At 72.9% G+C, this 13,352-nt stretch carries 10 protein-coding genes and 3 tRNA genes; 6 read left to right on the forward strand and 7 right to left on the reverse strand.

Annotated features, from left to right (window positions below; genetic code table 11):
* Window positions 1-52 precede the first annotated feature (52 nt).
* The 4 genes from NOD94_RS12555 to NOD94_RS12570 form a co-directional block, all read right to left on the reverse strand.
* The gene (locus tag NOD94_RS12555) at window positions 53-1,975 is read right to left on the reverse strand and encodes an ABC transporter ATP-binding protein (protein ID WP_281205940.1); all 1,923 of its coding nucleotides are present in this window, start codon (window positions 1,973-1,975) and stop codon (window positions 53-55) included.
* Entirely contained in the window at window positions 1,972-3,705 is a 1,734-nt protein-coding gene (locus NOD94_RS12560; RefSeq protein WP_281205941.1) for an ABC transporter ATP-binding protein, read from the reverse strand. Before NOD94_RS12560 ends, NOD94_RS12555 begins: the two co-directional genes overlap by 4 nt.
* Before the next feature lie 141 nt (window positions 3,706-3,846).
* The gene (locus NOD94_RS12565; RefSeq protein WP_281205942.1) at window positions 3,847-5,292 is read right to left on the reverse strand and encodes an FGGY family carbohydrate kinase; all 1,446 of its coding nucleotides are present in this window, start codon (window positions 5,290-5,292) and stop codon (window positions 3,847-3,849) included.
* 65 nt (window positions 5,293-5,357) lie between these two features.
* Window positions 5,358-5,666, reverse strand: coding sequence for a YtxH domain-containing protein (locus NOD94_RS12570; protein WP_281205943.1), 309 nt, complete (start codon window positions 5,664-5,666; stop codon window positions 5,358-5,360).
* A gap of 145 nt (window positions 5,667-5,811) precedes the next feature.
* Between NOD94_RS12570 and NOD94_RS12575 the strand changes: the two genes are divergently transcribed.
* The 3 genes from NOD94_RS12575 to NOD94_RS12585 all read left to right on the forward strand — a co-directional run bounded on the left by NOD94_RS12575 (window position 5,812) and on the right by NOD94_RS12585 (window position 6,216).
* Window positions 5,812-5,884 (forward strand) — tRNA-Asn (locus tag NOD94_RS12575).
* A 5-nt stretch (window positions 5,885-5,889) separates the two neighbouring features.
* A tRNA-Asn gene (locus NOD94_RS12580) sits at window positions 5,890-5,962 on the forward strand.
* Between the two features lie 180 nt (window positions 5,963-6,142).
* Window positions 6,143-6,216 (forward strand) — tRNA-Ile (locus NOD94_RS12585).
* Window positions 6,217-6,521: 305 nt separating this feature from the next.
* Here NOD94_RS12585 and NOD94_RS12590 read toward each other — a convergent pair.
* Window positions 6,522-7,700 (reverse strand): glutamate--cysteine ligase, encoded by a 1,179-nt coding sequence (locus tag NOD94_RS12590; protein ID WP_281205944.1) that lies wholly within the window; start codon window positions 7,698-7,700, stop codon window positions 6,522-6,524.
* A 215-nt stretch (window positions 7,701-7,915) separates the two neighbouring features.
* Here NOD94_RS12590 and NOD94_RS12595 point away from each other — a divergent pair, with 215 nt between their 5' ends.
* Window positions 7,916-9,169 carry an MFS transporter gene (locus NOD94_RS12595; RefSeq protein WP_281205945.1) on the forward strand — a complete coding sequence of 418 codons (1,254 nt, stop codon included), beginning with the start codon at window positions 7,916-7,918 and terminating at the stop codon, window positions 9,167-9,169.
* Window positions 9,170-9,358: 189 nt separating this feature from the next.
* Here the strand turns inward: NOD94_RS12595 and NOD94_RS12600 are convergent, their stop codons facing one another.
* On the reverse strand, window positions 9,359-9,721 hold the full coding sequence (locus NOD94_RS12600; protein ID WP_281205946.1) for a cupin domain-containing protein: 363 nt from the start codon (window positions 9,719-9,721) through the stop codon (window positions 9,359-9,361).
* A 48-nt stretch (window positions 9,722-9,769) separates the two neighbouring features.
* Here NOD94_RS12600 and NOD94_RS12605 point away from each other — a divergent pair, with 48 nt between their 5' ends.
* On the forward strand, window positions 9,770-10,582 hold the full coding sequence (locus tag NOD94_RS12605; RefSeq protein WP_281205947.1) for an AraC family transcriptional regulator: 813 nt from the start codon (window positions 9,770-9,772) through the stop codon (window positions 10,580-10,582).
* Window positions 10,583-10,722: 140 nt separating this feature from the next.
* A complete protein-coding gene (locus NOD94_RS12610) occupies window positions 10,723-11,787 on the forward strand; it encodes an esterase-like activity of phytase family protein (protein WP_281205948.1) in 1,065 nt (354 codons plus the stop codon).
* Window positions 11,788-11,835: 48 nt separating this feature from the next.
* Here the strand turns inward: NOD94_RS12610 and NOD94_RS12615 are convergent, their stop codons facing one another.
* Window positions 11,836-13,173: a carboxyl transferase domain-containing protein gene (locus NOD94_RS12615; RefSeq protein ID WP_281205949.1), complete on the reverse strand. Its 1,338-nt coding sequence runs from the start codon at window positions 13,171-13,173 to the stop codon at window positions 11,836-11,838.
* Between the last annotated feature and the right edge of the window lie 179 nt (window positions 13,174-13,352).

Raw genomic sequence — 13,352 nt, forward strand, 5'->3', positions numbered from 1 at the left:
CAGGGGGCGCCCCGAAGGACGCCCCCACCCCGCTCGACCCCGACCCCGCGGGTCAGTCGACCTCGGCGACCGCCTGCGCGAACTGCGCCGCGTACAACCGCGCGTACGCGCCGCCGGCCGCCAACAGTTCCTCGTGCGTGCCCTGTTCCACGATCGAACCGCTCTCCATGACGAGGATCACATCGGCGTCCCGGATCGTGGACAGCCGGTGCGCGATCACGAAGGACGTACGGCCGTGCGCCAGGCGCGCCATCGCCTTCTGGATCAGCACCTCGGTACGGGTGTCCACCGAGCTCGTCGCCTCGTCGAGGACCAGGATCACCGGATCCGACAGGAACGCCCGGGCGATCGTGATCAACTGCTTCTCGCCCGCGCTGACCCCCGCGCCCTCGTCGTCCAGCACCGTGTCGTAGCCGTCCGGCAGGGTACGGATGAACCGGTCCGCGTGCGCCGCGCGGGCCGCCTCCTGGACCTCCTCCCGGGTGACCTCGCGGGAGGCGCCGTAGGCGATGTTCTCCGCGATGGTCCCGCCGAACAGCCAGGTGTCCTGGAGGACCATGCCGATGCCGCCGCGCAGCTCCGCGCGGCTCATCTTCGCGATGTCCACGCCGTCCAGGGCTATCTCGCCGCCCGTGACCTCGTAGAAGCGCATCAGCAGGTTCACGAGCGTGGTCTTGCCGGCGCCCGTCGGGCCGACGATCGCCACCGTGTGGCCCGGCTCCACCGTCAGCGAGAGGTTCTCGATGAGCGGCTTGCCCGGCTCGTACCGGAAGGCCACCTTGTCGAGGGTGACCTGGCCGCGCCGGACCTCCGGACGCTCCGGAACCTCCACGTCCGGCTCTTCCTCCTCCGCGTCCAGCAACTCGTACACCCGCTCCGCCGAGGCGACGCCCGACTGCACCAGGTTCGCCATCGACGCCACCTGCGTCAGCGGCATCGAGAACTGGCGCGAGTACTGGATGAAGGCCTGCACGTCACCGATCGACAAGGTGCCCGAAGCCACCCGCAGACCACCCACGACCGCGATCAGCACGTAGTTGATGTTCGACAGGAAGAACATCACCGGCTGCATGATGCCGCTGACCAACTGCGCCTTGAACGACGCCCGGTACAGCTCCTCGTTCTGCTCGGCGAAGACCGCCGCCGACTCCTCCTGCCGCCCGAACACCTTCACCAGCGCGTGACCGGAGTACATCTCCTCGATGTGGGCGTTCAGCGCGCCCGTGCTCTTCCACTGCGCCACGAACTGCGGCTGCGACTTCTTGCCGATCCTCGCCGCGACGACCACCGACAGCGGCACGGTCACCAGCGCGACCAGCGCCAGCAGCGGAGAGATCCAGAACATCATCACCAACACGCCGACGATGGTCAGCAGCGAGTTCAGCAGCTGCCCCATCGTCTGCTGGAGCGTCTGCCCGATGTTGTCTATGTCGTTCGTCGCCCGGCTCAGCACCTCGCCGCGCTTCTGCCGGTCGAAGTACGACAACGGCAGCCGCGACAGCTTCGCCTGCAGCTCCTCGCGCATCCGGTAGACGGCGCCGTTCATCACGTGGTTCGACAGCCGCGTCGCGACCAGCATCAGCAGACCGGCCAGCGTGAACACCAGCAGCGCCCACAGCGACACCACGCCGACCGCGCCGAAGTCGATGCCCTCGCCCGGGGTGAAGTCGGTGCCCGACAGCATGTCGGCCATCCCGCCGTCGCCGTTGGCGCGCATCCGTTCCAGCGCCTGCTCCTTGGTGACCCCGGCCGGGAACTCCCGGCCGACGATCCCCGCGAAGACCAGGTCCGTCGCGCTGCCGAGGATCTTCGGGCCGACGACCGCGCAGCCCACGCTGCCGACCACCGCCGCGACCATGCCCCACAGCCTCGCCCGGTCCTGCGCCAGCTGCCCCAGCAGCCGCTTGCCCGAACCCTTGAAGTCCATGGACCGCTCGGCCGGGCCCATCATCATCCGTCCTCCGGGCCCGCTCATGCGGCCTCCGCCTCCGTCAGCTGGGAGAGCACGATCTCCCGGTAGGTCTCGTTGTCGGCCATCAGCTCGTGGTGCCGTCCCTCGCCCACCACCGCGCCCTCGTCCAGGACGATGATCCGGTCGGCGTCGCGGATCGTGGAGACCCGCTGGGCGACGATGACCACCGTCGCGTTCTCGGTCTCCCGGGACAGCGCCGCGCGCAGCGCCGCGTCCGTCGCGTAGTCCAACGCGGAGAAGGAGTCGTCGAAGAGGTAGATCTCCGGCCGCTGCACCAGCGTCCGGGCGATGGCCAGGCGCTGGCGCTGCCCGCCGGAGACGTTCGTACCGCCCTGGGAGATGGGCGCGTCGAGCCCGCCCTCCAGCTCGGAGACGAACTCCTTGGCCTGGGCGACCTCCAGGGCCTGCCACAGCTCCTCGTCGCTCGCCCCGGGGCGCCCGTAGCGCAGGTTGGAGGCGACCGTCCCGGAGAACAGGTACGGCTTCTGCGGAACCATGCCGACCGTCCGGGCCAGCAGCGCCGGATCGATGCGGCGCACGTCCTCCCCGTCGACGAGGACCTCGCCGCCGGTCGCGTCGAACAGCCGCGGGACCAGACCCAGCAGCGTCGACTTCCCGCTGCCCGTCGAGCCGATCACCGCGGTGGTCTCCCCGGGACGGGCCACCAGGTCCACCCCGCGCAGCACCGACGCCTCGGCACCCGGATAGCGGAAGTCGGCGCCGCGCAGCTCCAGCCGCCCGCGCAGTGCCAGCTCGCGCACCGGATCGGCGGGCGGCACCACGCTCGACCGGGTGTCCAGGACCTCCTGGATGCGCTCCGCGCAGATCTCCGCGCGCGGCACCATCATGAACATGAAGGTGGCCATCATCACGGACATGACGATCTGCATCAGGTAGGCGAGGAAGGCCGTCAGCTGGCCGACCTCCATGCCGCCGCTGTCGACGCGCATCGCGCCGAACCAGATCACGGCCACGCTGGACACGTTCACGACCAGGATCACGACCGGGAACATCAGCGCGAGCAGCTTGCCCGCGGCCAGGGACACCCCGGTCAGATCGGCGTTCGCCTCGCGGAAGCGCTCCTTCTCGTACGGGTCGCGGACGAAGGCGCGGATCACCCGGTTGCCGGTGATCTGCTCGCGCAGCACCCGGTTCACGGTGTCGAGCCGGTCCTGCATCTGCCGGAACAGCGGCCGCGTCCGGAAGACGATCGCACCGACCGACAGGCCGAGGACCGGCACCACGGCGAGCAGTACGCCGGACAGCTTCACGTCCAGCGACAGCGCCATCGCGATGCCGCCGACGCACATGATCGGCGCCGAGACCATCAGCGTGAACGTCATCAGGGCCAGCATCTGTACCTGCTGGACGTCGTTCGTCGTACGGGTGATCAGCGACGGTGCGCCGAACTGGCCGAGCTCGCGGGCGGAGAAGCTCTGCACCCGGTCGAAGACCGCCGCCCGGATGTCGCGGCCGAGGGCGGCGGCGGTGCGGGCGCCGTAGTAGACGGCCCCGACGTTGCAGACGAGCTGGACCAGCGAGACGCCCAGCATCAGGGCGCCGAAGCGCAGGATGTAGACGGTGTCACCGTTGACGACACCGTTGTCGATGATGTCGGCGTTGAGCGTCGGCAGGTAGAGGCTCGCACTGGTCTGCAGCAGTTGCAGCAGCACGAGGGCGGCGATCGGTTTCCGGTACGGACCCAGATGGGTCCGCAGAAGTCGTATGAGCACGCGCAGGCTCCGGTCGGCAAGATCGAGGGGGTTCCCTCCATCTTGTGCCAACCGGCACCCCGATCCCCATCGGATTTCGTAAAGCCCGGTCAAAAGGAGGAGAACGCCCGCGTCCCCGGACCTACTGCCGTGACCGACGGCCTAGTACTGGAACGCGCCCGGGTGCAACTGCTCCCGGGTGGCGATGTACTGCTGGCGCACCGCCTGCCAGCTCGGGTAGTCCTCACCGGGCTCGAAGATCTGCGCCGCCGCGGCCGGCCAGATCGGCGGGGTGTGCGGGGCCAGCGTGCCCCGGTGCGCCCCGAGCGCCCACGCCGCCTGCCGGGCCGCGCCCAGCGCCGCGTAGTCGGCCGGAGCCGGGACCACCACCTGCGTCCCGAACAGACCGGGCGCCGCGATCTGCACGGCGGGCAGGTCGGCCGCCGCGCCGAGCAGGAACACCCGCCGGATGCCGACGCCCCGGTGCCGCAGCACGTCGAGGGCGTCCACCAGCCCGCACAGCATGCCCTCGAAGGCCGCCCGTGCCAGGTGCTCGGGCTTCATCGAGTCCCGGCGCAGCCCGCTCAGGGTGCCCGCGGTGTGCGGCAGGTTCGGCGTCCGCTCACCCTCCAGGTACGGCAGGAGCACGAGCCCGTGTGCACCGGGGGTCGACTTCAGCGCGAGTGCGCTGAGGCCTTCGAGGTCGGTGCCGAGCATGTCGGCGGTGCCCCGCAGGGCCCGCACCGCGTTGGAGGTGTTCACCACCGGCAGGTGCATGCCGCCCGCGTCGGCGAGGGAGGTGATCAGACCGCCCGGCTCCGCGAGGGCCTCGTGGTGGACGGCCATCACCGAGCCGGAGGCGCCCAGCGAGACCACCGCGTCACCCGGACCCAGCCCCAGCCCGAGGGCGGCGGCCATCGTCTCGCCGGTCCCGGCGGAGATCAGCAACCCCTCGGGAGTCATCCCGGCGGCCTCGGCCGGGCCGAGCACCTCGGGCAGCAGCGCCTGCCGACCCAGCGCCAGCTCGACCAGGTCAGGACGGTACGAGCCGGTCGCCGCCGACCAGTAGCCGGTCCCGGAGGCACCGGCCCGGTCGGTGGTGCGGCGCGCCGGCCTGCCGAGCAACTGCCAGACGAGCCAGTCGTGCGGGGACATCAGGACCGCCACCCGGCGGGCCGCCTCCGGCTCGGTGCGGGCCAGCCAGGCCAGCTTCGCTATCGGCTGAGCGGCGTGCGGCACCGAACCCACGGCCTGGACCCACGCCTGCCGCCCGCCGAGCGCCTCGATCAGATCCGCCGCGGCGACCTGCCCGCGCTTGTCGTTGCCGACGAGCGCGGGCCGTACGAGTCCGCCCTGCGAGTCGAGCGGCAGGACGCCCTGCTGCTGCGCCGAGACGCCGATCGCCTCGACGCCCTCCAGCAGCCCACCGCCCGCGGCCTCGCCGAGGGACAGCAGCCACGCCTGCGGATCGGTTTCATGGGGGACCGTCTCACCGGCGGACTGCGGATGGGGCGCGTAGCCCTGGCGCAGCACGGCGCCCGTGTCCGCGTCGCAGACGACGATGCGAGTGAAGGTGGAACTGCTGTCCAGTCCGGCGACTATCCCCATGCGGAGAATTCTGCCGCACGCCGCGCCGGGCTCCCGCGCGGACTCCGTCCCACCCGCACCCGGGGTCAGGTGTTGCTCGTACCCCACTCGTCCTCGGTGCCCGCGCCGCCCCCGACGCGGCCCCGCAGGGTCCGTACCCGCTCGGTCAGCGAGTCCGGGACGACGGCGCCGACCTTCTGGCTCACCACGGCGAAGGCCTTGCCGGCGACCTGGCGCCCGCTCTGACCGGCCGTTTCGGCGGCGTTGCGCACCGCCGGGTTCTGCGCGACCTGGCGCGCGGACTTCTTCATCTGCTCGTAGCGCTCGCGTCCCGCCCGTGTTCCGAGGACGTATCCGAGGGCCAGTCCGACCACGAACGTGACCTTGTACCGCATGCCTGCCACCCTTCGTCGTGTGGTGCCCGGCCCGCTGGCGATACCGATTGGCGGAGCACCCCCCTGCTTGCGCTAATCTATGACTCGCAACGAGCGCTCGCCCCCCGGCAAGGCCGGAGGTGGGCCGTTCGATGCACCGCAGCAATCCCCTGTAGCTCAATTGGCAGAGCAGCCGACTGTTAATCGGCAGGTTACTGGTTCGAGTCCAGTCGGGGGAGCGCGGTCCCCTGTAGCTCAATTGGCAGAGCAGCCGACTGTTAATCGGCAGGTTACTGGTTCGAGTCCAGTCGGGGGAGCAAAGAAGAAGGGGACCCGGGTGGGTCCTCTTTTTTTGCCCGGAACCCGGAACCGGGCAGCACTCAACGCGGTCTCTCTGAACAGCGAAGCCGATCATGCGAGGCATCCGAGGCAGGAGATCGTATGAGCGGCTATGCTGCGGCAGACGGCGCGCACACATGTACGCGCCACGCCGTAAAGGGGCGGTAGCTCAGCCGGTTAGAGCAGCGGACTCATAATCCGTCGGCCGTGGGTTCGAGTCCCACCCGCCCCACCGCGGAGCAGGTGTGCAGAAACGATAAGGCGGTCCTTCGGGGCCGCCTTTCGCGTGTTCCGGGTCGGGTGCGGGCGCTCGGCCCGGCCCGGTGCGGCCGCACCCGGGACGCGGTGGGTGCGGGCCGGGGCGTGTTGTGAAGGTCTCGCCCGGCCCGCGGCGTCCGGCACCGCGCCTCGCCTCGCCGAGTTGTCGGAACGCCCGCCCACGTCCAGTGGGCGGGCGTTCCTCCGCCTTGCGACGCACGGCGCCGGACGCCGCGGGCCGCGCCCTTCGGGCGCCCGGCGCCACTTTCACCACACGCGCTAGAAGTTCTCGGTCTCCTCCACCAGGTGGCGCAGTACGTCGTCGAGGTCCTCGCGGCGGGCGAAGGCGGCACGCTGGCGGGCGGCGCCCGAGCCGTCGCGCAGCAGTCCGCCCAGGGTTTTGGCGGCGTGGTCGAGGTCACCGGCCGCGGCCAGCTCCGGGGCGACCAGGTCGAGCAGCGCCTCCGCCAGGTCGGCGGCCGGGAGTTCGACCCCCGTGTACGGGTCCAGCCCGAAGCCCTCCAGACCGTCGTGCGCGGCCCGCCAGCGCGCGAGCCGTAGGACGTCGTCCCGCAGGGCCGGCTCCGGCACCCGCTCCGCGATGTCGCGCAGCGCCGTGGCCACCAGGGCGCGGGCCAGCTCGGCCTGGAGGACGGCCGTGTCGATGTCCGGGGACATGTCGGGCGCCCGGATTTCGAGGGTGGGCCAGTTCCCGGACGGGCGGAGGTCCCAATAGACCATCTTGGTGTCGAGGGCAGCCCCGGAGCCGAGCAAGGTCTGTACCGAGCGCCGGAAGTGGGCCGTGGACGTGAAGTGCGGGGGCGGCCCGGCGGAGGGCCAGCCCGACCAGGCCATGGCCCGCCAGCTGGAGTGGCCGGTGTCGCGGCCGCCCCAGAAGGGGGAGTTGGCCGCCAGCGCGATCAGCGTGGGCAGCCAAGGTCTGACCCGGTTCGACACCGCCACGGCCGTGTCCACGTCGAGGGTGCCGATGTGGACGTGGCGTCCGCAGCTGACCAGGGTGTCGGTCAGGGCGCCGAAGCGGCGGTGCTGCTCGCGCTGGCGCGGCTCGTCGTCGGTCAGGTGCAGCGGCCCCTCCAGGGCCACGACCGGCGAGGGCGCCGCGAGCAGCCGGCAGCCGTGCGCGCGGGCGGCCCGGGCGAGGGTGCGCCGCAGGGCGGCGAGCTCCTCGCGCAGGGTGACCGCGGAATCGGCGACCGGGGTGGAGATCTCCACCTGGTACCGGGTCCCCTCGGCGTGCAGTTCGTGGGGGAGTCCGGCGGCGGTGGCGAGGACGTGCTGAGCGGCCGGGACCACCCGCAGGGTGCGGGCGTCGACGAGGAGGAACTCCTCCTCGACCCCGACGGTGAGGGGGGAGGTGCGGCCGGTCGCGGTGCGCAGGCCGTGGCCCGTGGGGCCGGTGTCACCGGTGCTCGTGGTGCTGTTGCCAGGTTCGATCACTACGCCTCCCTGGACATACGAGTCTTTTCATCATGAGCCGAGCGGGAGTCGAGGAGGGTACGACGATTCGGTCAAATGTCCGGTGATAGTGGCGGGTTAGCGGCAGGACCCGGCCGGGCCTGGGGCGTGGGATCCGCGTGGGGAAGGCGTTGCGGGTGTGTGAACAACGGCCCGCGGCCCCGGAGCCGCCCGGAGGCGGGTGGTTATCATCCGCTGTGACCGGTACCGCCTCTCCTCCGCAGCCCCGCCGACGGATATTCGCCGACCTGACGCCCTTGCGCGCCTCCGCCGACTACCGGCGGCTGTGGGTCGGGAGCACCATTTCCTGGCTGGGCCAGGCGATGACCGCGCTCGCCATCTCGCTCCAGGTCTACGAGATCACCGGATCCAGCTTCTCGGTCGGGCTGGTCGGACTCTTCTCGCTGGTCCCGCTCGTCGCCTTCGGCCTGTACGGCGGCGCCATCGCCGACACCGTGGACCGGCGCAAACTCGGCCTCTACAGCTCCCTCGGACTCACCGGACTGTCCCTCGCCCTGGCCGGAGCCGCGCTGCTCGACTACCACCGGGTCTGGCTGCTCTACGCGGTCGTCGCCCTCCAGGCCGTCTGCGGGGCGCTGAACGGGCCCGCCCGGTCGGCCATGATCCCGAGGCTGCTGCCGAAGGAGCAACTGCCCGCCGCCAACGCGCTGAACTCCGTCACCATGACCACCGGGATGATGGCAGGGCCCGTCCTGGGCGGGATGATCGTCGGCTGGTGGGGGTACCAGGCGGCGTACGTGATCGACGCCGTGACCTTCGGGGCCGCGCTCTACGCCATGTGGCGGCTGCCGTCGATGCTGCCCGAGGGCAAGCAGGGACGGGCCTCGGTCATGGACGGGCTGCGGTTCCTCGGCACCCGGCCCAACATCCGGATGACCTTCTTCTCCGACCTGGCCGCGATGGTGCTGGCGCAGCCGAGGGCGCTGTTCCCGGCCATCGCGGTGCTCTGGTACGGCGGCGACGCCAGGACGGTCGGCCTGCTCGTGGCCGCGCCCGCGGTGGGAGCGCTGCTGGGCGGGCTGTTCTCCGGCTGGCAGGGCCGGATCCGGAGCCATGGGCTGGCCATCCTGATCTCCGTCGCGGCGTGGGGGCTGGCCGTGGCCGTCTTCGGGCTGACCCGGAACCTGTGGGCCGGCCTGTTCTTCCTGGCCGTGGCCGGCTGCGCCGACACCGTCTCCATGGTGTTCCGCTCCACCATGCTCCAGGCCGCCACCCCGGACGGCATGCGCGGCCGGCTCCAGGGCGTCTTCATCGTGGTCGTCGCGGGCGGGCCCCGGCTCGGCGACTTCCTCGCCGGGACCGCCGCCGAACTCACCTCACCGGCCGTCGCCATCACCGGCGGCGGGCTCGGCTGCGTCCTCGTCGTGGGCCTGCTCGCCGCCCGCTGGCGAAACTTCGCCCGCTACGACGCCCGCTCGCCGCAGGCCTGAGAACAGGGCCCACAGCACTGGCTGTCGTCAAACTCCCGTCTGCCTCGTGGCGGCCGGCACGCGCTCCCGCCGCACCGGGCGGAAGCCCGAGTACGTCCAGTACGCGGGCGTGCGCCCGGCACGCCGGGAGCACGCACCGGCCGCCGCGAGGCCGCCCTCCGGGCGGCGACGGGAGTTCGACGACAGGCCCTAGGCGTCCACCGGCTCGCGGGTGCGTTCCCCTCCCCGGTCCCCGGTGTTCCGGGTCCCGGTGGGCTCGAAGAGCAGGATCGCCACCTCCTCGTCCGCCACCGGGAGGTGCTCGACCCCGCGCGGGACCACGTAGATCTCGCCCGGGTGCAGGACGACCTCGCCGTCCCGGAGCCGGATCGTGAGGACGCCGCTCACCACGAGGAACATCTCGTCGGTGTCCTCGTGGCTGTGCCAGACGAACTCGCCCTGGAGGCGGGCCGCCTTGACCTCGTAGTCGTTGACGCGGGCGATCCGGCGCGGAGCCCACTGTTCGGTGAAACCGGCCAGTTTCTCGGCGATGTTGACCTTCTGTGTCGTCATGTGGACAGGCTGCCCCGGCGGGCGGGGCGGGTCTTGTACGTTCCTGACATGGCCGCCGAACCCCCGCGCAGCACCGTCTCCGCCTGGCGGCCGCCGGTCGCCGGCATCGCCGAGGTCTTCCACGCCCGGTTCACCGCGCACGCCTACCCGGCGCACGTCCACGACACCTGGGCCGTGATGCTCCTCGATCGCGGTCGGGTGGACTTCGCCCTCGACCGGGAGCGGCACGGCGCCGGGCTCCGCGACCAGGTGGTCCTGCTGCCGCCCGGCGTGACCCACGACGGCCGGACCGTCACCGAGACCGGCTTCCGCAAACGGGTGTTGTACCTCGACACCTCCGTCCTGCCGGAACGGCTGACCGGGGCCGCCGTGGACGCCCCGCTGCTGCGCGATGCGGCGCTGGGGGCACGGCTGGACGGGCTGCACCGGGCCCTGGCCGCGCCCGACCCGTTGGAGGCCGAGACGCGGCTGGCCTTCGTGGGGGAACGGCTGCGGTGGTGGCTGGCGGGCCGGCGGCCCGCGCCGTACGAGGCCCCGGGCGCAGGGGTCGCCGTACGGCTGCGGGAACTGCTGGACGCCCGGGTGGTCGAGGGCATCACGCTCGCGCAGGCCGCGGCCGCGCTGGGCGGCGTACACCCCACCCACCTCGTACGGGCCTTCCGGCGGGCCTACGGGCTGCCGCCGCACGCCTACCTGGTCGGGCGGCGGGTGGCCCGGGCGCGGGAGCTGCTGCTGGCGGGGACGCCCGCGGCGGAGGCGGCGACGGCGGCCGGGTTCCACGACCAGGCGCACCTGACCCGGCACTTCGGTCGGCACGTCGGGATCGGCCCGGCCGGATTCGCCCGTTCCGGCCGATTGTGAAGGGGAGTTGGCGGGTTCGTTGCGATGTCGTTGCCACCCCTTCCGTTTTATTTCTGTTCGACATATGACAGTTCGGCAGTTCTCGCCCGCGCCGACGCGGGCGATCCAGCCGGACCAGTCGAACCAGGAGGAAGGCCTTCATGCGCCTTCGCACGCTCGTCACCACCGCGGTGGCCACCGCCGCGCTCGCCGGAGCACTCGCCCCGCAGGCCGTCGCGGCACCCGAGGACCGCGCCTGCTCGCCCCACCTGTCGGTCAGGGGATTCTCCGACTCCCTCGACAAGAACCTCCTCGACGGGCGGCTGGTCGGCGGCATCTCCGGCCTCTCCCTCGACCGCGACGGCTCGGTCGCCGCGATCTCCGACAAGTCGGCGCTCTACCGCCTCAAGGTCGCCCGCGGCGACACCCCGACGGCCACGGCCACCGCCCGGCTGCCCCTCACCGACGGCGCCGGGAAGGCACTCGACTCCGAGGGAGTGGTCGTCGACCGCGACGGCACCTACCTCATCACCGACGAGAACGCCCCCGCCATCCGCCGCCACAGCCGCACCGGCCAGGTCCTCGCCACCCTGCCCGTCCCGCCCGCGTTCCGACTCGCGCCCCAGGGCCGGGCCACGGTGAACCAGACCTTCGAATCGCTCACCCTGCTGCCGGGCGGCCGCACCCTGGTCGCCGGGGTCGAGGGCCCGCTCGCCGGCGACGGCAAGGACGCGCAGGGCCGCACCCTGCAACGCATCCAGACCTGGGAACGCCGCTGGGACGGGCAGTTCGTCCTCGGCCGCCAGTACGCCTACCCCGTCGACGCCGGCCACGGCCTGGTCGAACTCGCGCCGACCCGCGACGGGCGGCTGATCGTGCTGGAACGCGGCTTCACCCAGCAGTTCGCCATCACCGTGCGGCTGTACGTCGCCGACCCGCTCGGCGCGAGCGACACGGCCAAGGTGGACACCCTCACCGCCGGCCCGGGCCTGCGGACCGCCCGCAAGACGCCGATCGGCGACCTGAACGACTGCCCGACGCTCGGAGCCCCGTCGAAGCTGCCGCAGAACCACCCGCTGGTCGACAACGTCGAGGGCATGGTCGTCCTCGACGACGACACCCGCGGCCGCACCCGCCTGCTCCTGGCCGGCGACGACAACGAGTTCCCGCAGCAGATCACCCGGCTCTACACGCTGGACGTCCGCCTGCCGGCGCGGCGGCACTGAGGGGCTCTCGCCGCACCGGGCGGCAGCACGGCGGCTCGACGAAAGGCCCTACGGCCCGACCACACCCCGGGCCACACCGAGCGCCACCAGGTCCTGGGGGCGGATGCGCAGTTGCTCCGCCGTCTCCGGGGCCCGGTCGGCGGGGCGCTTGAGGATGGCCGCCGCCAGTTCCGGGGCGATCACCGAGAAGTAGCTGTCCGGGGTCACCCAGGTGTTCCCGGGCGCGGCCAGCGCGAGCGCGCCGCCCGAACCGCCCTCGCCGATCAGCAGGGTCGTCACCGGGACCGTGGCCGCGGCGAGCGCCGCGAAGGTGTCGGCGATGGCCGCGCCGGCCCCCGCGTGCTCCGCCGCGGCGTCGTTGGCCGCTCCCGGGGTGTCCACCAGGGTCAGCACCGGGATCCCGAGCCGGTCCGCGAGGCGCACCACGCGGGCGGCCGTGCGGTAGCCCGCCGGGCGGGTGGCGGTGCCGCACTGGGCGGCGTACGCCACGGCCCGCCCGCCCCGCAGCCCGAACCCGCACAGCATCCCCGGGTCGACGCCCCCGGCCCGGTCCCCGGAGAGAGGCAGCCGCAGGTCGAAGTACGCCTCCAGGTACGCCTCGGCGCGGGGCCTGGCCGGATGCCGGGCCAGCAGGACGGCGTCCCAGCCGGTCGCGGGCGGCGCGACGTCGGCCAGCGCGGCCGGGGGCTCCACGGCGCCGGCCGGCCTGAGCGCGGTCAGTACGCGCAGCCAGTCCGCCAGCACCGCGGGCAGCTCCGCCGGGGGCACCACGGCGTCGACGTGCCCGGCGGCGTACTGGCCCTCGGCGGTATAGGCCGCCGGATCGGCGTCGGCGGGCCGCACCCGGGACCCGGCGAAGCCGACCTGGGCCCCCGGGAGCGCGAGCACCACGTCCGCGCCCGCCCCGAGGGTGGCCCACCCGCCGCCGGTCGTCGGATCGCGCAGCACCGCGATCTGCGGCAGGCCCGCCGCCCGGGTCCGCACGCACTGCGCGGCGACCCGCTGGAGCTGGGTCAGCGCGAGCATCCCCTCCTGCATCCGGGATCCGCCGGTGGCGATGAGCGACACCAGCGGCAGGCCGTGCTCCCGAGCGTGCCCGTACGCGGCTTCGAGCCGGTCTCCGGTGCGGCGGCCGAGGGACCCGCCGAGGAATCCGAACTCGAAGCAGATCAGGCCGACTTCGCGGCCACCGATACGGGCGGTGCCGGTCACGACCGACTCCTGCTCGCCGGTACGGGCCTCGGCCCGGGCCCGGGAGGCGTCGTAGCCCGCCCAGCCGAGGGGGCCGTCGATCGGTGACTCCCCCGGCGGGGCGGGGAGTTCGGCGAAGGTGTCGGGATCCACGAGGGCGGCGATGGCGGCGCGGGCCGAGAGGCGGGTCGTCACCCCCACACCCTAGGCCCGCCCTCCCCGCCGGATGGCCCGGGGCACCGCCTGCGGGTTGGGCGTGCCCGATCGGGGTCGGCGCGTTGAGCGGCGCCGCGCACCGGCCCGGGGGGGGGGGGGGGGGGGGGGGGGGGGGGGGGGGGGGGGGGGGGGGGGGGGGGGGGGGGGGGGGGGGGGGG

It is taken from the genome of Streptomyces sp. Isolate_45 (genome assembly GCF_024721315.2).
Lineage (GTDB): Bacteria > Actinomycetota > Actinomycetes > Streptomycetales > Streptomycetaceae > Streptomyces.

Coding starts and splice junctions, on each gene's coding strand:
- NOD94_RS12555 (WP_281205940.1), bottom strand. CDS start 1,975: ATGAGCGGGCCCGGAGGACGGATGATGATGGGCCCGGCCGAGCGGTCC.
- NOD94_RS12565 (WP_281205942.1), bottom strand. CDS start 5,292: ATGGGGATAGTCGCCGGACTGGACAGCAGTTCCACCTTCACTCGCATC.
- NOD94_RS12570 (WP_281205943.1), bottom strand. CDS start 5,666: ATGCGGTACAAGGTCACGTTCGTGGTCGGACTGGCCCTCGGATACGTC.
- NOD94_RS12600 (WP_281205946.1), bottom strand. CDS start 9,721: ATGACGACACAGAAGGTCAACATCGCCGAGAAACTGGCCGGTTTCACC.
- NOD94_RS12605 (WP_281205947.1), top strand. CDS start 9,770: ATGGCCGCCGAACCCCCGCGCAGCACCGTCTCCGCCTGGCGGCCGCCG.
- NOD94_RS12610 (WP_281205948.1), top strand. CDS start 10,723: ATGCGCCTTCGCACGCTCGTCACCACCGCGGTGGCCACCGCCGCGCTC.